The organism is Janthinobacterium sp. 35 (assembly GCF_002754575.1).
GTDB lineage: Bacteria > Pseudomonadota > Gammaproteobacteria > Burkholderiales > Burkholderiaceae_D > Janthinobacterium > Janthinobacterium tructae.
In genome coordinates, this window is sequence record NZ_PEFN01000001.1 from 1,840,066 (window position 1) to 1,860,811 (window position 20,746).

16 protein-coding genes are annotated in these 20,746 nt (G+C 62.6%); 7 read left to right on the forward strand and 9 right to left on the reverse strand.

All coding sequences use genetic code 11. The annotated features are described in order from the left end of the window. Window positions 1–27: 27 nt before the first annotated feature. Entirely contained in the window at window positions 28–2,502 is a 2,475-nt protein-coding gene (locus CLU93_RS08280) for an IPT/TIG domain-containing protein (RefSeq protein ID WP_180287825.1), read from the reverse strand. Window positions 2,503–3,018: 516 nt separating this feature from the next. Here CLU93_RS08280 and metH point away from each other — a divergent pair. Both metH and CLU93_RS08290 read left to right on the forward strand, forming a co-directional pair. After that, window positions 3,019–6,813, forward strand: coding sequence for a methionine synthase (gene metH, locus CLU93_RS08285; RefSeq protein WP_180287826.1), 3,795 nt, complete (start codon window positions 3,019–3,021; stop codon window positions 6,811–6,813). A 122-nt stretch (window positions 6,814–6,935) separates the two neighbouring features. Next, the gene (locus CLU93_RS08290) at window positions 6,936–7,307 is read left to right on the forward strand and encodes an SPW repeat protein (RefSeq protein ID WP_099760723.1); all 372 of its coding nucleotides are present in this window, start codon (window positions 6,936–6,938) and stop codon (window positions 7,305–7,307) included. Window positions 7,308–7,411: 104 nt separating this feature from the next. On the opposite strand, the gene CLU93_RS08295 is transcribed toward CLU93_RS08290, so the two are convergent. The 8 genes from CLU93_RS08295 to rsmB all read right to left on the reverse strand — a co-directional run bounded on the left by CLU93_RS08295 (window position 7,412) and on the right by rsmB (window position 15,644). After that, the gene (locus CLU93_RS08295) at window positions 7,412–8,692 is read right to left on the reverse strand and encodes an EAL and HDOD domain-containing protein (RefSeq protein WP_071079507.1); all 1,281 of its coding nucleotides are present in this window, start codon (window positions 8,690–8,692) and stop codon (window positions 7,412–7,414) included. Window positions 8,693–8,829: 137 nt separating this feature from the next. Next, window positions 8,830–9,609 carry a class II glutamine amidotransferase gene (locus tag CLU93_RS08300; RefSeq protein ID WP_099764300.1) on the reverse strand — a complete coding sequence of 260 codons (780 nt, stop codon included), beginning with the start codon at window positions 9,607–9,609 and terminating at the stop codon, window positions 8,830–8,832. Window positions 9,610–9,695: 86 nt separating this feature from the next. Then, window positions 9,696–9,953 carry a BTH_I0359 family protein gene (locus tag CLU93_RS08305; RefSeq protein ID WP_071079509.1) on the reverse strand — a complete coding sequence of 86 codons (258 nt, stop codon included), beginning with the start codon at window positions 9,951–9,953 and terminating at the stop codon, window positions 9,696–9,698. A gap of 152 nt (window positions 9,954–10,105) precedes the next feature. Continuing rightward, window positions 10,106–10,507 (reverse strand): GTPase, encoded by a 402-nt coding sequence (locus CLU93_RS08310; RefSeq protein WP_099760724.1) that lies wholly within the window; start codon window positions 10,505–10,507, stop codon window positions 10,106–10,108. Continuing rightward, entirely contained in the window at window positions 10,504–11,223 is a 720-nt protein-coding gene (locus CLU93_RS08315; RefSeq protein WP_099760725.1) for a response regulator, read from the reverse strand. Before CLU93_RS08315 ends, CLU93_RS08310 begins: the two co-directional genes overlap by 4 nt. A 98-nt stretch (window positions 11,224–11,321) precedes the next feature. Next, window positions 11,322–13,619 carry a sensor histidine kinase gene (locus tag CLU93_RS08320; protein WP_099760726.1) on the reverse strand — a complete coding sequence of 766 codons (2,298 nt, stop codon included), beginning with the start codon at window positions 13,617–13,619 and terminating at the stop codon, window positions 11,322–11,324. After that, complete coding sequence (locus CLU93_RS08325) at window positions 13,619–14,251, reverse strand: DUF4390 domain-containing protein (protein WP_099760727.1); 633 nt, start codon at window positions 14,249–14,251, stop codon at window positions 13,619–13,621. Before CLU93_RS08325 ends, CLU93_RS08320 begins: the two co-directional genes overlap by 1 nt. Next, window positions 14,223–15,644, reverse strand: a complete 1,422-nt coding sequence (gene rsmB / locus CLU93_RS08330) for a 16S rRNA (cytosine(967)-C(5))-methyltransferase RsmB (protein WP_099760728.1) — start codon at window positions 15,642–15,644, stop codon at window positions 14,223–14,225. Before rsmB ends, CLU93_RS08325 begins: the two co-directional genes overlap by 29 nt. 376 nt (window positions 15,645–16,020) lie before the next feature. Between rsmB and argS the strand changes: the two genes are divergently transcribed. The 5 genes from argS to CLU93_RS08355 are packed head-to-tail and all read left to right on the forward strand — an operon-like array spanning window position 16,021 to window position 20,743. Next, a complete protein-coding gene (gene argS / locus CLU93_RS08335) occupies window positions 16,021–17,730 on the forward strand; it encodes an arginine--tRNA ligase (RefSeq protein WP_099760729.1) in 1,710 nt (569 codons plus the stop codon). Between the two features lie 20 nt (window positions 17,731–17,750). After that, window positions 17,751–18,458, forward strand: a complete 708-nt coding sequence (locus CLU93_RS08340) for an SPOR domain-containing protein (protein ID WP_099760730.1) — start codon at window positions 17,751–17,753, stop codon at window positions 18,456–18,458. A gap of 9 nt (window positions 18,459–18,467) precedes the next feature. Beyond that, window positions 18,468–19,139: a thiol:disulfide interchange protein DsbA/DsbL gene (locus tag CLU93_RS08345; protein WP_099760731.1), complete on the forward strand. Its 672-nt coding sequence runs from the start codon at window positions 18,468–18,470 to the stop codon at window positions 19,137–19,139. A gap of 37 nt (window positions 19,140–19,176) precedes the next feature. Next, window positions 19,177–19,938, forward strand: a complete 762-nt coding sequence (locus tag CLU93_RS08350) for an SDR family oxidoreductase (RefSeq protein WP_099760732.1) — start codon at window positions 19,177–19,179, stop codon at window positions 19,936–19,938. A 10-nt stretch (window positions 19,939–19,948) separates the two neighbouring features. Next, a complete protein-coding gene (locus CLU93_RS08355) occupies window positions 19,949–20,743 on the forward strand; it encodes a biotin--[acetyl-CoA-carboxylase] ligase (protein ID WP_099760733.1) in 795 nt (264 codons plus the stop codon). Window positions 20,744–20,746 lie beyond the last annotated feature (3 nt).

Consider the following 20,746-nt stretch of genomic DNA (forward strand, 5'->3'; position numbering starts at 1 on the left):
AGCCCTTCTTGCATCCAGCAGCAACCCTTAGCGGCGCGGCACCTTCATCAAACGTCCGCCCACGGACGACGACAGGCTGACCTCGAAACGTCCGCCGGCCGGCAAGGCGCTCACGTCGACGCTGGCGTTGCCACCAGTCAAGCCGCTGGCGACCACCATCTTGCGGCCATCGGCTGCCACGTGCAGCACGGCCGCATACGGCTCCGCCTGGGCATCCCAGACCAGCACCAGCTTGCCAGCGCTTTGCGTTACCTCAAAGCTGCCATCGTTGGCGGCCTTGCTGCGGCGCGCCGAACGCTCCAGCCGGGTCAATTGCTTACCATTTGACAATACTTCCACGTCGCTGATATCGCCCGGGTTGGCGAAACTGACGCGGAAGTGGCGCATGGCGCTGCCGCCATGGTCGGCCACGGTGACCGCATCGAAGGGCAAGTCGATAGTCGTTCCCGATGCCGTCAAAACCCGCAGGGTGTACGCCTGGCCACTGCCGCTGGCCGCTGCGCCCACACGCGTGGATGAGGCAACGGCTGGGCGCAAGGCCACGCCGGTCGGCGTGATGCTGCCGGAAATGGTCAGGTAGCCATTTTCGGCCACGGACATGCTGGCGGCCAGCACATTGCTGCCCGTCATTTGCGTGCTGCGTTTTTCCAGGAATTGCTGCACCCGCGCATAGCTGTAGTCGGAGAACCAGGCGCCGCTGCAATAGCTCATCACATCCTTCATCGGCGTACCGCCATTGACTGCCTTGCTCAGTTGGCCGATGCTACCCGCATAGTCGCTGTTATACAGCGGTTGCGGGCCCAGATTGCCATTTGCATACGGGTAGTCGGCGACCGCGCCGGCCGCGCCGCCGCAGGCAACGTGCTGCAGCGAGTGATTGTGGCCCAGCTCATGCACGAGCGTGGTCAGCCACTCGGGCCAGCCATTGCCGAAGGGATCGACCGATGCGATGTTGCTAGCCTTGGCATCCAGACCGATGGCCGAGGTGCTGTCGCTGCCGCTGCTGCGTCCGTTGATGTAGGCCAGGCCGGCGGCACGGGTGACAGACATTTTCGGTACGAAACCATAATAATAGGCACCGCTGTCTTCCTGTACCCGCTTGCTTTCCAGCTCTCCCAGGGCCTTGCTCCACCAGCTGTCGGCCGTGCTGCTGCCAGGCATGCTCAGCGCAGTGCGCGTGGTGATGCTGATGTTTTCCGTTGCATACGGATATACGCGCAGCAGCGCGGCGCGGATATCCTTGGCGTCAGGCAGTTGTGCCACGCCATCATCGGTGCTCAAGGGCACGAGTACCAGGCGAATCCTGGCCAGGCTGGCCACCGCCGGCGCCGCTTCCTGGCTCACTTGCACACCGTCATTACCCACGGCCGTCACGCGCACGCGCACGCCGGGCAAGATCCAGCCTGCCGGCAGGACGGCACTGAAATTACCATTGAAACTGTCATCGCTTTTCGCCGTCGGCAAGACTGACGGGCCACTCATGCTGATGCTGCCCAGGTTGCTGCCATTGGCGGCGCTCGCAACCAAGGTCACTGCGGGGCTGGCCTGGCCCGCTTGCAAGGCCAGCACGGACACGCGCACGGCGGCCTGCTTGCCGCGCGTCAGGCGCAAGGCCGTATTGCTGGCGTTCAGGTTCAGTACCTGCGCGAAATCAATGCTGCCCAGGGTAAACGCCGACACCGTGCCTGCATTCACGGCGATGCGCGCAGCAGCTGACAGCATCACATCGCCCGTTGCCGAGCCTGGCGCAGACAACAGCAGCTGGCTGGCACTGGCGCTGACGATGAGGGCTGGCGTATTGCCCACCGAAGCCGAGCTGACCTGGTCGAGATTGCTGCCCTGCAGCGTCACCGACAAGGTCCCGTTGTTGACAACCGACGTGATCGACGTCACGGCCACGCTCGCCAAGACCTTATAGGTGTCGCTGCTGATGGCATCGTTGTAAGGACCGCGCACCGTCAGCGCCCCCGTTGCTGCGCCCAAGGGCACCAGCACGGTCACGCTGCCGGCCGTCTGGCTTTGCGGCGTCGCCGCCGCACCATTGCCAAACTGCACCGCTGTCACGGCGCCCATGCCACCGCCCGCGATCGTCACGCTGGAACCGACGCCGCCCGTCGCTGGTGCGATGCTGCCCACGCTCAATGGCAGGTACACATTGACGTGATAGCTGGTGGCCGCCGTGCCGCTGGCGCTGACCAGGCTCAAGGCGCCCGACACGGGCGCGCCCGGCATCGCCAGGGTCACGCTGGTGTCGCTGGCGGCACTGGTGGCAAGCGGCACGCCGCCCACCTGGAAGGCCGTCACGCGGCTCAAATTCGTGCCCGTGACTATCAGGCTGCCACCCACGGCGACGTTCGCCGCCGAGACGGCCGTCACGGCAGGAATCACGACGGGATTACCCGAGGTGGTCGTCACCGCCGTGTCGCCACCAGCACCGCCACCTCCGCCGCAAGCGGACAGGCCCAGCATGACAAACAATGCAACAAGCAAATGGTTTTTCACGGCTGGCATCCTTGCTGATGCAGCGCGAGGCAGGGGAGGAGGCGAGAGAAATGTGACATATGGGTGACTTTTGGTGGGAATTTACTTTCGAGGAACCAATATTATCGGTTAATTCGATTCCTAAGGACAACTATTGCTGCTGTTGATTCAATTGGTTTTGATCATGATTGACATATCTGCTTGGCAAACTTTATGTAGACCCCTCTTCCTCTCGCTTTGCATTGGCTGAAAAATTGACATTTTGAGCAAGATTTTCAGGGATGTCTTTTTCAGAAACAGGCCAGGCGCAAGGCGATGTGTTGCAAGAAAGCTTGCCGTGGGGCGAACGGCCGCTTTTGCTTAAAACCAAAGCAGCCTGATGCCGTATAATTTTAGACCCGGTGAAATCAGGCGATTGCCACCTTCTGCCTGCCCTACCCGGCCGGCACTCTCCGTCAGCGGATCCTGCTGGCCCGCAACCGCCCCGTACCTGTCCTGTCGCCGCGCCGCCGCCCGTTTGCCTATTGAAAGCATGAAATGAACGATACCGTGATCCCCGCCATGTCCCCGACCGAAGCCACCTTGCGCGCCATTCTGGCGCAGCGGATCATGATCCTCGACGGCGCCATGGGCACGATCATCCAGCAATACAAGCTCGACGAAGAAGCGTACCGTGGCGGCCCCGCCGGCCGCTTCATCGATTTCGCCGCGCCGGCCGACAGTGGCGCGCGCGAACTGTTCGTGAAAGGCAACAATGAGCTGCTCACGCTCACCCAGCCGCACATCATCCAGGAAATCCATGAGCGCTACCTGGCGGCCGGCGCCGACCTGATCGAAACGAATACCTTCGGCGCCACGACGATCGCGCAGGACGATTACCACATGGCCCACCTGGCCTATGAAATGAACGTGCAGGCGGCAAAACTGGCGCGCGCCGCCTGCGACAAGTATTCCACCCCGGACAAGCCGCGCTTCGTCGCCGGCGCCCTGGGCCCCACGCCGAAGACGGCATCGATCTCGCCCGACGTGAACGACCCGGCCGCGCGCAACGTCAGTTTCGACCAGCTGGTGGCCGCCTACCTGCAGCAGACGCAGGGCCTGGTGGAAGGCGGCGCCGATGTGCTGCTGGTGGAAACCATTTTCGATACCTTGAACTGCAAGGCGGCCCTGTTCGCCATCGACCTGTTCTACGAGCAAAATCCGACCGTCGTGCGCCTGCCCTTGATGATTTCCGGCACCGTCACGGATGCCTCGGGACGCATCCTGTCGGGCCAGACCGTGCCCGCCTTCTGGAATTCCGTGCGCCACGCGAAACCGCTGACCATCGGCCTGAACTGCGCGCTGGGCGCCGCCCTGATGCGCCCGTACGCGGAAGAGCTGGCCAAGATCGCCGACACCTTCGTGTGCATCTACCCGAACGCGGGCTTGCCCAACCCCATGAGCGACACGGGCTTTGACGAGTTGCCAGCCGACACGTCCGCCCTGCTGCGCGAATTCGCCGACGCAGGCTTCCTGAACATGGCGGGCGGCTGCTGCGGCACCACGCCCGAGCACATCGCCGCCATCGGCGCGTTGCTGTCGAAGAACACGCCGCGCAGCGTGCCGGCCCCATCGCACGACTTGCGCCTGGCCGGCCTGGAGCCGTTCGTCGTCAATGACGAGTCACTGTTCGTCAACGTAGGCGAGCGCACCAACGTCACGGGCTCGAAAGCGTTCGCGCGCATGATTCTCAACGAGCAATACGACGAGGCGCTCTCCGTGGCACGCCAGCAAGTGGAAAACGGTGCGCAAGTGATCGACATCAACATGGATGAAGCGATGCTCGACTCGCTGGCGGCCATGACGCGCTTCCTGAACCTGATCGCCTCGGAACCCGATATTTCGCGCGTGCCCATCATGGTCGATTCGTCGAAATGGTCGGTCATCGAGGCGGGCTTGAAATGCGTGCAGGGCAAGGCCATCGTCAACTCGATTTCCATGAAGGAAGGCGAGGCAGAATTCCTGCGCCAGGCCAAGCTGTGCCGCCGCTATGGCGCCGCCGTGATCGTCATGGCCTTCGATGAGAAGGGCCAGGCCGACACCTTCGAGCGCAAGATCGAGATTTGCGCCCGCGCATATCATTTATTGATCGATGCGCTGGATTTCCCGCCGGAAGACATCATTTTCGACCCGAACATCTTTGCCGTCGCCACCGGCATCGAAGAACACAACAACTACGCCGTCGACTTCATCAACGCCACGCGCTGGATCAAGGAAAACTTGCCGTACGCGAAGATTTCGGGCGGCGTGTCGAACGTGTCGTTCAGTTTCCGCGGCAACGATCCAGCCCGCGAAGCCATCCATACCGTCTTCCTGTACCACGCCATCAAGGCCGGCATGACCATGGGCATCGTCAACGCCGGCATGGTGGGCGTGTATGACAACCTCGACCCGGAATTGCGCGAGCGCGTGGAAGACGTGGTGCTGAATCGCCGCGAAGACTCCACCGAGCGCATGATCGAGATCGCCGGCACGCTGAAGGCGGGCGGCAAGGCCGAGGCGCAAACCCTGGCCTGGCGCGAAGGCACGGTGCAGGCACGGCTGTCGCACGCGCTGGTGCACGGCATCACGCAATTCATCGTGGAAGACACGGAAGAAGCGCGCCAGGAACTGCTGCACAATGGCGGGCGCCCGATCCACGTGATCGAGGGCCCGCTGATGGCCGGCATGGACGTGGTCGGCGACCTGTTTGGCCAAGGTAAGATGTTCCTGCCGCAAGTGGTGAAATCGGCGCGCGTGATGAAACAGGCCGTGGCCCATTTGATTCCCTACATCGAGGAAGAAAAGCTGCTGGAAGAAAAGCGCACGGGCATCGTCGCCAAGCCGAAGGGCAAGATCATCATGGCGACCGTGAAAGGCGACGTGCATGACATCGGCAAGAACATCGTCACCGTCGTCTTGCAATGCAATAACTTCGAAGTGGTCAACATGGGCGTGATGGTGCCGTGCTCGGAAATCCTCGCGCGCGCCAAGGTGGAAAATGCGGACATCATCGGCCTGTCCGGCCTGATCACGCCATCGCTGGAAGAAATGGCGTATGTCGCCAAGGAAATGCAGCGCGACGAACACTTCCGCATGCTGAAGATTCCCCTGCTGATCGGCGGCGCCACCACCAGCCGCGCCCACACGGCAGTGAAAATCGCCCACAACTACGAAGGCCCCGTGATCTACGTGCCGGACGCCTCGCGTTCCGTGTCCGTGGCGCAATCGCTGCTGACGCCGGAACAGCGCGACAAATATGTACAAGACATCGAACTCGACTACGCGCGCATCCGCGAGCAGCACGCCAACAAGAAGGCGCTGCCCATCCTGCCGCTGGCGCAGGCGCGCGCCAACAAGATGCTCGTGCCCTTCGACGGCCCCTGCACGCCCGTGAAACCGAAGTTCATCGGCCGCCGCGTGTTTAAAAATGTCGACCTGGCCACCCTGGCCAACTATATCGACTGGGGCCCGTTCTTCCAGACCTGGGACCTGGCCGGCCCCTTCCCCGCCATTTTGACGGATGAAGTGGTGGGCGACGCGGCCACCAAGGTGTATGCGGAAGGCCAGGCCCTGCTGAAAAAACTCATCGACGGACGCTGGCTGACGGCCAATGGCGTCGTGTCCCTGCTGCCGGCCAACAGCATCAATGACGACGATATCGAGGTGTACACCGACGATACGCGCAGTAGCGTGGCGTTCACGTATTACGGCATGCGCCAGCAAGGCGTCAAACCCGTGGTCGATGGCGTGCAGCGGCCGAACCAGTGCCTGGCCGATTTCATTGCACCCAAGGCATCGGGCGCGAAAGATTACATCGGCATGTTCGCCGTCACGTCCGGCCTGGGTATCGAGAAATACGAAAAGCGCTTCGAGGATGCGCACGACGATTACTCGTCCATCATGTTGAAGTCCCTGGCCGATCGCCTGGCCGAGGCCTTTGCCGAATACCTGCACGAGCGCGTGCGCAAGGATTTGTGGGGTTATGTGCCGGACGAGCACTTGAGTAACGACGACATGATCGGCGAGAAATACGTCGGCATCCGCCCCGCGCCCGGCTACCCCGCCTGCCCCGAGCACACGGTCAAGAAAGAGATGTTCGAGGCCATGCAGGCCGAGGACATCGGCATGCAGCTGACGGAATCGTATGCCATGTTCCCCGGCGCGGCCGTCTCCGGCTTCTATTTTGCCCACCCGGAGTCGAAATACTTCGTCGTCGGCAAGATCGGCATGGACCAGGTGGAAGACATGGCCAAGCGCCGCGGCGCCAGCATCGAGGACGTGGAACGCTGGCTGGCACCGAATCTGTCGTAGTGCCATAATATAAGCACAAGGCGCGCGGAACTTATCGCGCGCCGAAGCGCACTAACGCAGTATGCCGGTCGGCATGCTGCATGCCCGCTCCGGCCCGTTCCCTGACTGGCTAAGGAGGATATATGGCAAGCAATTTCAAACTGAAACGCTGGCAAGATCAAGTGATCCTGTTGCTGGGCCTGTGGCTGCTCGTTTCGCCCTGGGCCTTTTCCTATCCCGAAGGCTCGCCGCAGATGCTCAATGCCTTGGTCTCGGGCCTGGTGATCGCCGTGCTGGCCGCCTTCGACCTGTACAAGACGTATTTCTGGGCCGTCGTCGTCAACCTGCTGGTGGGCGTCTGGGTCGCCGCCTCGCCGTGGATCTTGCGACTGGCCGAACAGCGCGTCGTCCTGTGGAACGAGTTGCTCGTCGGCATCGCCGTCGTCGTGCTGGCCCTGTGGGAATTGCGCACCGACCCCGAGCTGCACAAGCACTGGCCCGGTGCGGCAGCGTAGCGGCGTAAAAAAGCCCTGTCACGGCGACGCCGTGCAGGGCTTTTGAAGAACGCGCCAACAATGTTGTCGGATTACGCGTGGCCTGACGGCCGCGCTAATCCGACCTACAGCGCATACCTGACAACGTTATCGCTCCATTCGTAGGCCGCCATTTCCAGCTCCACCAGATCGTCCGGCGACATGGCCAGGTCGCGCAAGGTCGGCACGATCTCACCTTCCATGTCTTCAATGCGCTCGATGCATTCGGCCAGGCGCAGCAGGTCGCCGTAGAAGCCTTCGCGCGACAGCAGCGCTTCAGCCACTTCGTCGATCACTTCGATCTGGCTGAGGATTTCCGACATCGGCACGCCGAACAGCGTATCCATCAGGGACATGATGCCGACCGTAAAGGCGATATCGGCCGAATGGGACTGGTTCGGGCGCAGTTTATGCGCGAGCAATTCGAGCAAACGGCCGCGCGTGGTGGCCAGCATCAGCAGCGGCGTCATGCTATGGCCGCGCTTGCTTGGCTCTGCGTACAGCATGATTTGCAGCCAGCGCTGCAGCTGGCGACGGCCCAGCACGGTAACGGCCTGGCTCAGCGAATCGATGCGCTGGCGCGCGCCCACGGCCGGTGTATTCACCAAACGCAACAGGTTCAAAGCCAGCGACACATCGCGCTTGATGGCGCGCTCGATATCCATGTTGTCGGCGTCGGACGTGACCAGGGTCATCAGTTCCATGACGGCCAGTTGCGACGGCGACAGCTTCTTGCCCGTCATGATGGCGGGCTTGGCGAAATAATAACCCTGAAAGTAATCGAAGCCCAGGTCCAGGCCCGACTTGAATTCTTCGCGCGTCTCGACCTTTTCCGCCACCAGTTTCTTGTGTTCCCGCTTGAAACGGGGCGCCAGCGCTGCCAGCACTTTCGGGTCGACCGTGCTCATGTCCATCTTGACGTACTGCACCAGCGGCAACAATTCCTGCACTTGCGACGTGTCGGCCACTACGTTTTCCAGCGCGAAAGTAAAACCATGGCCCACCAGTTCGCTGATGCGCGCGCGCACTTCCGGCGTGACGGGCATCGATTCGACGATTTCCAGCACGACTTTTTCACGCGGCAGGAAAACGAAGATGTCGCTCATGATGACGTCGGCATCGACGTTGACGAAACCGAGCGCGTCGCCGATGACCTTTTCCATGCCCAGTTGGGAAGCGTGGGCGATCACGGACGCCGTGGCGGACAGGTCGCTGGTAATGTTGGCGGGGCCGACCGGAGCGTTGCGGAATAGCAACTCATAGCCAAACAGGGCTTGATTGCGGTCGAGGATAGGTTGTCGACCCAGATAGAACTCGCGCACGCGCAAGGGTTTCGGGGTGATGTCGTTGCTGGAAATATCGATCATTAAGTCTTCATCAATCAGGTCGAGTGACACCGGCCGCGCCGTGCCCGCATCAAGGTTCACTATTGACAATACTTTAGCTGAATTTCGCCCGCGCTGTGGGTATTTTGGCAGCAATCCGGCGTATTGTCGTCAACAAATTAAGCCACTGGCGTGTCTTGCACCATCCCGTCGACAAATAATTTCAATTCACCGGGCGCAAACGCCGTCCACTGCTCATTCGTCGTCAGCGGCTGGGTAACGATCACGGCCACTCTGTCCTGGGGCGTCGTTACCTGGGAAAAGTCCACGCTCAGGTCTTCATCGGAGAGTTTAGCAGTTGGAAACGGATGTTGTCGCACCAGATAGTGCAAGCTGGTCGAGCAATGGGCAAACAACGCCTCGCCGCTCGACAGCATCATGTTGAAGGTGCCGTGGGCCGCGATGCTGGGTAGCAATTGCGCCAGCGCGGCATGCAGTTGCGGCAAGGCCGGCGGGGCATCGCCAAAGCGCGCATGCAATTGCTGCAGCAGATAGCAGAAAGCCAGTTCGCTGTCCGTGCAGCCGACGGGGCGGTAACTGCCCGTCAGCACGGGATGAAATTGCTTCAAATCGCCATTGTGGGCGAACACCCAGTAGCGGCCCCACAGTTCGCGTACGAACGGGTGGCAATTTTCCAGCGCCACCTGGCCTTGCGTGGCCTTGCGGATATGCGCGATGACGTTGCGCGACTTGATGGGATAGCGTTTGATCAGTTCCGCCACGGGCGAGGCGATGGCCGCCTGGTGGTCGACGAAATGGCGCACGCCGGCGCCCTCGAAAAAGGCGATGCCCCAGCCGTCATGGTGGGTATCGGTATGGCCGCCGCGCATGGCGAAGCCGGTAAAACTAAATACAATGTCCGTGGGGACATTGCAATTCATTCCGAGAAGTTGGCACATGGTCTGTTTGCAGCTGGATAACATGCCCACCATACCATGCCGCCCCGCAGATTGGTATGGTGGCGATCACCGTCAGACAGCCACTATCAGTGCAATAGCACAGGCTGGCTCATGAGGGAATCGTAGCTGCCCAAAAATTCATCGATCTCTTCCATGCTGGGTTCGCTGGCGATCAATTCCGTGACGTCGCGGCGGAAGTTTTGCGCAAGGATGCCGGCGATAAACGTCTCGCGTTTGCCGCCCTTGTCGACGATTTCATAGCCGCCAAAGCGCAAGGCTTCCAGGTCGACGTCGGCGCCGAATTCCACGACGCTGTATTGTTCGCTGTTATAGATCAGGTTCATTTTGCATCCTTCGCTCAAGCAGGAGAGCCTCCTGCGGTTTCAGAACAGAGGTGGGGCTGATACGGCACCATTTCAAGCGCCATGCCACCGGGCGGGCTACAGAGTTGTAACGAGATGCAAACTGCGACTGCGGTAAGTTGATCGAGAAATCGTCAGGAAAGCACGATGTCGGCTTGCAGCGCCAGCAGGACGTCGTAGGGACTGGCAGTGAGCCAGGCGCGCAATTGTTCAATGTGCGTGGCATCGGCCAGGCTGATGAACAAGCGCGCGGGAGGATGGCGCAGCAGACGATTCAATGTTACACGCAATACGAGATTGCCGCTGCAGCACAGGCAACCGGGCGCGATGCGCAACAGTTGCAATGGAAACGATGAAGAAGGGGAAGCTTGCCCGGCCAGGTCGGCCAGGATGGCGTTGCCGTCAGCGAGGCCCTCAAGGATCACGGCGGCCGGCTCGCCAGGCGCCAACGCTTGCGCGATGGCGGCCTCGCGCTCGGCGGCGCGTCCACCGCTGACCAGGGTCAGCGGCGTCGGACGCCGCACGGCTGCCGTCACAGGTTTTTCTTGGCCAGCTTGCCCGGTTCGACGCCCAGCTGTTTCAGCTTGCGGTACAAATGGGTACGTTCCAGGCCTGTTTTTTCCGCCACGCGGGTCATGCTGCCGCCTTCGCGGCCCAGGTGGTGTTCGAAATACATGCGCTCGAACGCGTCGCGCGCCTCGCGCAGCGGCAAGTCGAACGACAGGTTGTAGCCATGGCCTTCGGCCACTGCCGGTACGGCGATGCCCGGACGCACCATCAGCTGTTGCGGTGCGCTGCCGCCAAAGCTGGGCACAGGGTGGCTGCTTTCCTCGGCCACCACGGGTGCCACGGGGCGCGGCGCCACGCTCGGCGCGCGCACGGTTTCCTGTGCCCGCGTCAAGCCTTGCTGGACTGCTTTCAGCAGTTTTTGCAGGGCAATCGGTTTCTCCAGGAAATTCATGGCACCGATACGCGTCGCCTCGACCGCCGTATCGATGGTGGCGTGGCCCGACATCATGATCACCGGCATGGTCAGCAAGCCGTCGCGCTGCCATTCCTTGAGCAAGGTCACGCCGTCCGTGTCGGGCATCCAGATATCGAGCAATACCAGATCCGGCGCACCGGCGGCACGCGCTTCACGCGCCTGCTGCGCATTTTCGGCCAGCTGGATAGCATGTCCTTCGTCGCCCAGAATTTCCGAGAGCAACTCACGGATACCCATTTCATCATCCACTACGAGTATGTTTGCCATTCGTGTCTTGCCTTCCTCATTTCGCCGGCCGTCGCGCACAAGATGCACACGGCGGACAGCTATGATTTTATTAGTGTTTTAAATACTAAACCAGACCCTCACGCCAGGAAATCCTGGGCAGGAGTGTCGGGAGCTAACTTTAACAGCAAAATGACCACCGAAGCGCCATTGCCGTCGACCCGGTTCTCGATATCGATGCGTCCGCCATGTTCATCGATAATTTTCTTGACCATCGCCAGGCCCAATCCCGTGCCGCGCGCCTTCGATGTCACATAGGGTTCGAAGGCACGCGCCAGGATTTTTGGCGCGAAACCAGGGCCATTGTCGGTGATGGCCAGCCGCACGGCGATATTCACGCCGCCATCCGCACTGCGATAATGAATTGCTTCCGTCCTTACGTCAATCCGCGGATGCGGCGAGTCCGGCGGCAGGTCGGCCATGGCGTCCTGCGCATTCTGCAGCAAGTTATGGATCACCTGGCGCAACTGGGTCGGATCGCCCATCACCATCGGCAGATTCGGCGCCAGTTGCGGGTGGATGATGTCGCCATCATCGCCGCGCAAATACAGGTTCAGGATCTCTTCGATCAGTTCGTTCAGGCGCAACGGCGTGAGCACGGCCGGCGGCGTGCGCGCATAGTCGCGGAAGTCATCGACCATGCGCTTCATCGCATCGACCTGCTTGACGATGGTGGTGGTGGCGCGGTTGAGCAAGTCCGCATCGGGCTGCTCCAGCTTGCCTTCGAGCTTCATCTGCAGGCGCTCGGCCGACAGCTGGATGGGCGTGAGCGGATTCTTGATTTCATGCGCCAGGCGGCGCGCCACCTCGCCCCAGGCGATCGAGCGCTGCGCGGAAATCACGTCGGAAATATCATCGAAGACGACGATGTAGCCGCTGCCGGACTCCAGCGGCAAGCGCGAACCGCGCGCCAGCAGGGTGATGTCATGCTCGTCGGCACTGCTGCCCAGGCGGCGCGGAATCTCGATCTGGCGCTGCCAGTGCAGGCGCTGCTGGTTGCGGCCCGACGCCGATTGCGCGCTTTGCGCCGTGAAGGCGCTGATGATGGCGCCGCCAAACTCTTCCATTCCAGCAATATGCGCGAGCGGCTGCCCCACGATGCTCATGCCCGAATGCTGCAAGATGCGCTCGACCGATTCATTGCACGTCACCAATTTGAAATCGCCGTCGAGCACCATCACGCCGGCCGACATGTTTGCCAGCACCGATTCCAGGTGGGCCTTGGCGTTTTGCAGCGCGGCGCGGTTGCTTTCCACGGCCGTGCGCGCATCGAGCAACTGGCGCGTCATGATGTTGAACGATTGCGTCAGCGTGCCCAGTTCATCCTTGGTGGCGACGATGGGGCGCGGCGACAGGTCGCCCTCGGCCACGGCGCGCGTGCCTTCGGCCAGCAGCAGCAGGGGCTGGGCCAAATTGCCGGCGATCAGGAAAGCACTGCCGATGGCGCCAAAGATGGCCAGCAGCAAGGTCAAGGTGAGGATTTCCATGTACATCTTGCGCAAGCCCACGCGCGCGACGAAACGTTCCTTGTATTCGCTATACGCGGCGCGCAGCACCTCGCCATTCGTCGCCAGCTTGGGCGGCGCCGATTGCAGCAATTGCAGGTAGCGGGGCGAAACGGAGGGACCGGGCACCGGCACCAGCACCCGCAGACGCAGGCTGGTCGCCGTTTCCAGCGACGCCGGCGTACCCGCGCGCAGGCCGCCGCCGCCCGACTCCGCGCCATCATCGTGCAACTCCTGGCCCCCTTCGGCGGAGGCATAGCCGTCCGGAGAGGCGGCCTTCACCAGCATGGCCGGCGTCGGCAAGTCAGCCGCGCTGTGCGGCCCGGCGCTGGCCAGCAGGATGCCGTCGCCGCTGACAACCATGACATTTTGCATGCCTTCTTCGCGCAGCAAGCTCGTCAGCACGGCCGGACCGGCCACCGGGTCGGTGCCCAGCTCCGCGACCGCCTTGTGACCCCGGTGCTCCAGCTCGACCAGGGCCGCATCGAGGCCCGCGCGGCCCAGCTCAATCCCCGATTCCAGCGCCGCTTCGATCTTGACGTTGAACCAGGATTCGATGGAGTGGGACACGAATTGCACAGAGACAAGAAAAATCACCAGGCCCGGCAAGATGCCGACGGCGGCGAACAGCATCACCAAACGTGTCATCAGCTTGGAGCCGAACTTGCCGCTCTTGTAGCGCACGTACAGACGGCCCAGGGAAATGCCCACCAGCGCCAGCAGGGCCACAGCCACGGCGGCGTTCAGGCCCAGCAGCCAGGTGTAATAACGGTCGAAAAAGCCGGAATTATCGGAAGCCGACGCCAGCAGGAACAGCAGGATACTGACAATGCCGCCGCCCACCACCAGCAAATAGCGCAATGCTTGACTCACTACTCCGCCGTATACAAGAAGGTTTTTTTATTCGAAGCCAGACGCCAGTCGCTGTTATTGAAGGCATTGACCTGTATCGGCTTGGGCAGGTAGTCGCGGTCCATGCCCATGCGCAAGGTGACGTTATACGTCTGCCCCACTTTCAGCGCGCCGCGCGGCGCCACCAGCCAGCGGCTGGGGCGGCGGATCAGGAACAGCGCGTCGTCGAGCGTGGGGAAGCTTTGCTGCAAGCCGCCGCCCGACACATGATACTGGCGCGTGAGCACGTTGTACGACAGCCGGCTGGTCTGGCGCGCCACGATGGCCTTTTCATCGAACCAGTACCAGCGGGGCCGGGTCAGTTCGATTTCTGTCGTGAAAAACAGCGGCACGCCATGCTGCACAGCATCATCGAGGTCGTGATTGAGATCGAAGGAGTAGGTGGCGGCCAGCTTGTAGCCCTCTTCGCTCGACTCGATATAGGCACGGGTGATCTCGACCATGTCGGCGGCTTGCGCGCGCGGCATGGTACATGCCAGCATCAGCAGCAGGGCCAGGAGTCGGAAGAGTCGTGTTGTCACAAGTGTGCCGGTGGTGTCCGTAGGAAAAGGTGCGACGAATCGCTCAAGCCGCATTTTTTTGGAATAGCGCATAGAACAAACCGTCATGGTCCTGCTCCGCGCTGCCAGTCGGCAACAGCTGGCCAGGCGCTGTCAATCGGGTCGCATTATTGCGCACCGCAAATGCCGCCGCCTGTGCCTCGGACTCTTGCGGCCACAATGAACATGTCACGAATAGCAATTTACCATCGGGGCGCAGCATCTGCCACAGGTTGTCCAGAATTTTGGAGGAAAGTGTTGCAAGTTGGAACGCGTCGCCCTTGCGGCGCAACCAGCGAATGTCGGGATGGCGGCGCACGATGCCCGAGGCCGTGCACGGCACGTCGGCCAGGATGCGGTCGTACTGCTGGCCGTCCCACCACGCGCTCGATTGCGCATCCTGCGCCTTCAAGGTAGCGTCCAGGCCCAGGCGCTCGAGGTTTTCCGCGATGCGCGGCAAGCGCTTGGCGTCCGCATCGATGGCCGTCACGTGCACGTCAGCCAGTTCCAGGATGTGGCAGGTCTTGCCGCCGGGCGCCGCGCAGGCGTCCAGCACGCGCATGCCGTCTTGCAAGTCCAGCAGCGGTGCGGCCAGTTGCGCGCCGGCATCCTGCACGGAGACGACGCCCTGCTCGAAGCCGGGAATCAGCGCCACGCCGATGGGCTTGTCCAGGCGTACGGCAAACGGTCCCACCTGGCGTGCGGCGATACCCGCATCAGACAGCACGGCCAGATACGTTTCCACTGTGCTCTTGCGGCGATTCACGCGCAAGGTCAACGGTGGCACGGCATTGCCGGCCGTCAATATGGCTTGCCAGTCGCGCGGATAGGCCAGGCGCAGCGAATCGATCCACCATTGCGGATAATTCCATTGCGCCAAAGGTTGCTGCAGGGCCGCTTCCAGCAAGGACTTGCGCTCGCGCAAGAAACGCCGCAACACGGCATTCACCATGCCCTTGGCATGCGCCAGGTCAGGGTGCGAGGTGGCCACCGTGACAGCCTGGTCGACAACGGTAAATTCTTCGTACGGCTGCTCGCCAGGCTCGGCCGACATCAGCGACAGCGCGCAGCACAGCAGCCCGGCCAGCATCGGCGGCTCCGGCGCCTTCGACGTCATCAGGCCAACCAGGGTTTCGCTGCGGCCCAACTGGCGCATGGTACGGTAGGAAATATCCTGGATGGCGCCGCGCGCCTGCGGGCTGGCGTTCGATTGCGCAAACACCTTGGCCAGCGCCTGCGGCAGGGCCGTGCCCGTGCGCACTTGCGCCACGGCATTGGCGGCGCCCAGCAGGCAAAACGCCAGCGAGTCGGCGCGCAAATCGGGTTGGAAGCCTGGCTGCAAGACCGGCTTCAGGTCGGGATGGTAGCTGGGACGCAATTTCGGTGCGGCAGGCGCCTGGCCTGGCGCCGGCTTGGTTTTCAATTTCAGCGTGGGGCGCTTGTTCATAGTTATCCGGTGTGGCTGCGCGCGGTGGGCTGCATGGTGGCAAAGTCGCGGCCGCGCGTTATCAATAAAGGGTCGATTGTAGCGTTTGTGGCGCCCTCTGGCCCAAGCGATTGCAGCGATTGCTGTAAATTGCGGCAAAAAACTGCATATATACAAGCAGAATGCGCCATGCTGATGTTTTCATGCACCAACATAGGCATGTTGTCCTGATAATATCGTGAAATGCGCCGGCACGGGGACCTTGCCGGCAAGCGTATTGTTCCCGCCGGCAAACCAGTATAATTGACGCAGTCTGGGCGGCTTGGGTACTGGCCGTCCGTTTTGCTTTTTGATTCATTCTATTCATTCTTAACGCGGTTCCACCGCCATCCTGCTCATGCTCGCCCAACAGAAACAAGAAATCATCGCCCTGTTCCAGGCCGCCCTCGCTCCCGTCCTGGCCGGCACTACGCTTGAGCCATCCGTGGTGCTCGAGCGACCACGCGACGCATCGCATGGCGACGTCGCCTGCAACATCGCCATGCAACTGGCCAAGCAGCTGAAACAGAATCCCCGCGAACTGGCGCAAACCATCGTCACGGCCGTGCTGGCCAACCCGGCTGGCAAGGGCTTGATCGAGGCAGTGGAAATCGCCGGTCCCGGCTTCATCAACGTGCGCGTGTCACACGCCGCCAAGCAAGCCGTGGTGAAAACCATCTTGAGCGAAGCCGACAGCTATGGCCGCAGCACGGCAGGCGCCGGCAAGCAGGTCATCCTGGAATTCGTCTCGGCCAACCCGACCGGCCCGCTGCACGTAGGCCACGGCCGCCAGGCGGCGCTGGGTGACGCCCTGTCCTCGCTGTTCGACGCGCAAGGCTACCAGGTGACGCGCGAGTTCTACTATAACGACGCGGGCGTGCAAATCCAGACCCTGGCCAATTCCGTGCAGGCGCGCGCGCGCGGCTTCAAGCCGGGCGACGCCGAATGGCCCGAATCAGCCTACAACGGCGACTACATCGCCGACATCGCCAACGACTTCAAGGCCGGCAAGACGGTCTCGGCCAGCGATGGCTTGCCCGCCACGGCGAATGGCAACATCGACGACATCGATTCGATCCGCCCGTTTGCCGTCACCTACCTGCGCAACGAGCAGGACATCGACTTGCAGGCGTTCGGCGTGAAGTTCGACAATTACTACCTGGAGTCCTCGCTGTACGCGGACGGCAAGGTCAACAGCGCCGTGGAAACGCTGATCAAGGCGGGCCACACCTACGAGCAGGATGGCGCGCTGTGGCTGCGCACCACCGACTTCGGCGACGACAAGGACCGCGTCATGCGCAAGACGGACGGCACCTACACGTATTTCGTGCCGGACGTCGCGTATCACCTGGTGAAATGGCAGCGCGGCTTCGTGCAGGCCATCAATATCCAGGGCAGCGACCACCACGGCACCATCGCGCGCGTGCGCGCCGGCCTGCAAGCAGTCGACATGGGCATCCCGCAAGGCTACCCCGACTACGTGCTGCACAAGATGGTCACCGTCATGAAGGACGGCGAAGAAGTCAAGATTTCCAAGCGCGCCGGCTCCTACGTGACCGTGCGCGACCTGATCGAATGGTCGGGCGGCGGCGACATCGCCAAGGGCCGCGACGCCGTGCGCTTCTTCCTGATCTCGCGCAAGGCCGACACGGAATTCGTCTTCGACGTCGACGTGGCGCTGAAAACCACCGATGAAAACCCGGTGTATTACGTGCAGTACGCGCATGCGCGCATCTGCCGCATCCTGGAAAACTGGGGCGGTGATGAGAACACGGTCGCCGGCGTCGATTTGTCTCCTTTGACGGCGCCGACCGAAGCGACCTTGCTGGCGACCCTGGCAGCCTACCCGGAAACGCTGGCGCGCGCGCAAGCGGAACTGGGACCGCATCAAGTCGCCTTCTACCTGCGCGACCTGGCCGCCAACCTGCACAGCTTCTACTTCGCCGAAAAAGTGCTGGTCGAGGACGACGCCGTCAAGATGGCCCGCCTGGCCCTCGTCATCGCCGCGCGCCAGGTATTGCGCAACGGCCTGGCACTGATCGGCGTATCCGCGCCAAACAAAATGTAATCGCGAAGGTCTAACCGTCAATGAATCATGCTTCCCGCTTCTCTTCGACCCGGCGCCAGCAGGGCAACACGCTGGTCGGCATCATCATCGGCCTGGTCATCGGCCTGGGTATCGCCGTGGTAGTCGCCCTGGTGATCACCAAGGGTGCCTCGCCCTTCACCGACAAGTCGGGCAAGGCCGGCAAGTCGGCCGAACCGACGGCCGGCCAGATCGCCGACCCGAACAGGCCGATGTACGGCAACAAGGAAGCGGCCAAGGAAGCGGCGCGCGACTTCTCCAAGGAGCCGCGCGAGATCGCCGCGCCGACGCAGCCTGCTGCGCCGGCACCCGCTCCCGCGCAGCAGCCGAAGGCACCGCCGCCGGACGCGTTGCAGGAACTCATCGGTACATTGAAGGACAAGCCGGCGCCAAAAACGCCGGCGGCAGCAGCGCCAGCGCCGCAAGCCAAGGCCGACGTGAAAACCGAAGCCAAGGCCGATGCAGCCAGCGACAAATGGATTTATTATCTGCAGGCCGGCGCCTTCCACGACATGTCGGACGCCGAAAGCACGCGCGGCAAACTGGCGCTGCTCGGCTTCGAAGCGGCCATCAGCGACCGCAGCACCGATGCCGGCGTGCTGCACCGCGTACGCATCGGGCCGTTCAACCAGCTCGAAGCGATGAACCGCGCGCGCACCAAACTGTCTGAAAACGGCATCGATGTCGCCGTCGTCCGCAACCAAAAATAAGGAACCAGCATGCGCTTTCTGAAGAAAATCCTGTTCGCCGCCGCCCTGTGCACCGTTACCCTGGGCGCATCGGCCTCGCCGGCCGACCCAAAGAACGGCGTCGAATACGAAACCCTGGCCACGCCGCAGGCGACGGAATCGGGCAAGAAAATCGAAGTGACGGAATTCTTCGCCTATTACTGCCCGCATTGCAACGTGCTCGAGCCGCAACTGGCGGCCTGGGTCAAGAAACAGGGCGACAACATCGTCTTCAAGCGCGTGCACGTGTCGCGCGATGACAGCGTGGCGCCGCAGCAGCGGCTGTTCTTCACCCTGCAAGCCATGGGGCTGGTCGACAAGCTGCACACCAGCGTCTTCCACGCCATGCACGTGGAACGCAACCGCCTGAATACCGACGACGCCGTCTTCGACTTCGTCGCCAGGCAGGGCGTGGACCGCCAGAAGTTCATCGACACCTACCGCTCGATGGGCATCTCGGCCCGCGTGCGCCGCGCGGACGCCATGATGCAGGGCTATAACGTCACGTTCTGGCCCATGATCGCCATCGATGGCCGCTATATCACCTCGCCTTCGCAAGCCGATCAGGGCAGCAAGTCGGCCAAGAACGAAGAGCAACTGAACGCCCAGGCACTGACCGTGATGGACGTGCTGGTCGCGAAAGCCAAAGCGGAAAAGAAATAAGCATGGCCACTTCCCTGGCGCGCCCGGGCATCGCCTGATGCATCGCGTTTTCATCACGGGCGCGTCGAGTGGATTGGGCGCCGCCCTGGCGCTGCAGTACGCGCACCAGGGCGCCCAGTTGGGCTTGCTGGCCCGCCGCGGCGACACCCTGCAGCAACTGATCGCTTCCCTGCCCCACCCTGAACGCCACCGCGCCTACGCCGTCGATGTCTGCGACCACGCCGCCCTGAAAAGCGCGGCCGATGACTTCATCGCCCATGCCGGCGGCATCGACGTCGTCATCGCCAGCGCCGGCGTATCCTACGGCACCCTGAGCGAACACGCGGAAGACCTCGACGCCTTCGCGCGCCTCATCGCCATCAACGTCACGGCCACCGTCGCCACCTTCGCCCCCTTCATCGCCGCCATGAAAAACCAGGGCAGCGGACGCCTGGTGGGCATCGGCAGCGTGGCCGGCATACGCGGCCTGCCCGGCGCCGAAGCCTATAGCGCATCGAAGGCGGCCGTCATCAGCTACTGCGAATCGCTGCGCCTGGAACTCAAACCGGCCGGCATCAAGGTCGTCACCATCACGCCCGGCTACATCGACACGCCGATGACGCGCCACAACGCCTATCGCATGCCCTTCCTGATGCCGGCCGATAAATTCGCCGTGCGCGCCGCGCGCGCCATCGCCGACGGCGACAGCTACCGCGTGATCCCGTGGCAGATGGGCGTCGTCGCCAAGCTGCTGCGCGCGCTGCCGAATGCCGTCTACGACCGGGTCTTCGCCAATGCGCCGCACAAGGCGCGCAACTGATCCAATTCCCATGACGAAGCACTCAGACTTGAACAGCGCGGCCATCGCCGCCCATTGCGCCACGGGCGCCTCCCACGTGGCCATCGAAGTGGTCGACGAAACGGGATCGACCAACGCCGACCTGCTGGCGCGCTGCGCCACCCTGGCCGGACCCACCCTGCGCGTCGCCGGCCAGCAGACGGCCGGACGCGGGCGCGCCGGGCGGCCGTGGGTGTCGCAGGCGGACGCCAGCCTGATGTTCTCGCTGGCCTGGCGCTTCAAGGGGCCGCTGCATCAGCTGGTCGGCCTGCCGCTGGCCGTCGGCGTGGCCCTGGCCGAAAGCATGACGGCGCTGGGCGTGCCGGTGCAACTGAAATGGCCGAATGACCTGCTCAAGGATGGCCATAAACTGGCCGGCATCCTCGTCGAAACGCAGCAGGCGCCAGACGGCGGCGTATGGGCCGTGATCGGCTGCGGCATCAATTTGCTGATGCCCGATGCGCTGGAACGGCAGATTGGCCGCAGCGTCTCGGCCGTGCCGTGGCTGGCGCAGATGGAGCGCAATACGCTGGTGGCGGCCTTGCTCAGCCGTCTGGCCGGCGTGCTGGCCGAATTCGACGACACGGGTTTTACGCCGTTTGCCGAACGCTGGAATCTGTTGCACGCCTGGCAGGGCCAGCACGTGAAAATCCTCGACAACGGCCAGTTGCTGCAGCAAGGCGTGGCGGCCGGCGTGGACCAGCTGGGTCGCCTGCTGCTGCGCACCGATGGCGGGCTGCAGGAAGTCATGTCCGGCGACGTGTCCTTGCGCCTGGTCGGGGAGTAAGCG

Bases quoted from the DNA above. Each gene is read 5' to 3' on its own strand.
- CLU93_RS08325 (WP_099760727.1), bottom strand. From the start codon at position 14,251: ATGCGCTATTCCAAAAAAATGCGGCTTGAGCGATTCGTCGCACCTTTT.
- rsmB (WP_099760728.1), bottom strand. From the start codon at position 15,644: ATGAACAAGCGCCCCACGCTGAAATTGAAAACCAAGCCGGCGCCAGGC.
- CLU93_RS08300 (WP_099764300.1), bottom strand. From the start codon at position 9,609: ATGTGCCAACTTCTCGGAATGAATTGCAATGTCCCCACGGACATTGTA.
- metH (WP_180287826.1), top strand. From the start codon at position 3,019: ATGAACGATACCGTGATCCCCGCCATGTCCCCGACCGAAGCCACCTTG.
- CLU93_RS08340 (WP_099760730.1), top strand. From the start codon at position 17,751: ATGAATCATGCTTCCCGCTTCTCTTCGACCCGGCGCCAGCAGGGCAAC.
- argS (WP_099760729.1), top strand. From the start codon at position 16,021: ATGCTCGCCCAACAGAAACAAGAAATCATCGCCCTGTTCCAGGCCGCC.
- CLU93_RS08355 (WP_099760733.1), top strand. From the start codon at position 19,949: ATGACGAAGCACTCAGACTTGAACAGCGCGGCCATCGCCGCCCATTGC.
- CLU93_RS08295 (WP_071079507.1), bottom strand. From the start codon at position 8,692: ATGATCGATATTTCCAGCAACGACATCACCCCGAAACCCTTGCGCGTG.
- CLU93_RS08305 (WP_071079509.1), bottom strand. From the start codon at position 9,953: ATGAACCTGATCTATAACAGCGAACAATACAGCGTCGTGGAATTCGGC.
- CLU93_RS08315 (WP_099760725.1), bottom strand. From the start codon at position 11,223: ATGGCAAACATACTCGTAGTGGATGATGAAATGGGTATCCGTGAGTTG.
- CLU93_RS08345 (WP_099760731.1), top strand. From the start codon at position 18,468: ATGCGCTTTCTGAAGAAAATCCTGTTCGCCGCCGCCCTGTGCACCGTT.
- CLU93_RS08350 (WP_099760732.1), top strand. From the start codon at position 19,177: ATGCATCGCGTTTTCATCACGGGCGCGTCGAGTGGATTGGGCGCCGCC.
- CLU93_RS08290 (WP_099760723.1), top strand. From the start codon at position 6,936: ATGGCAAGCAATTTCAAACTGAAACGCTGGCAAGATCAAGTGATCCTG.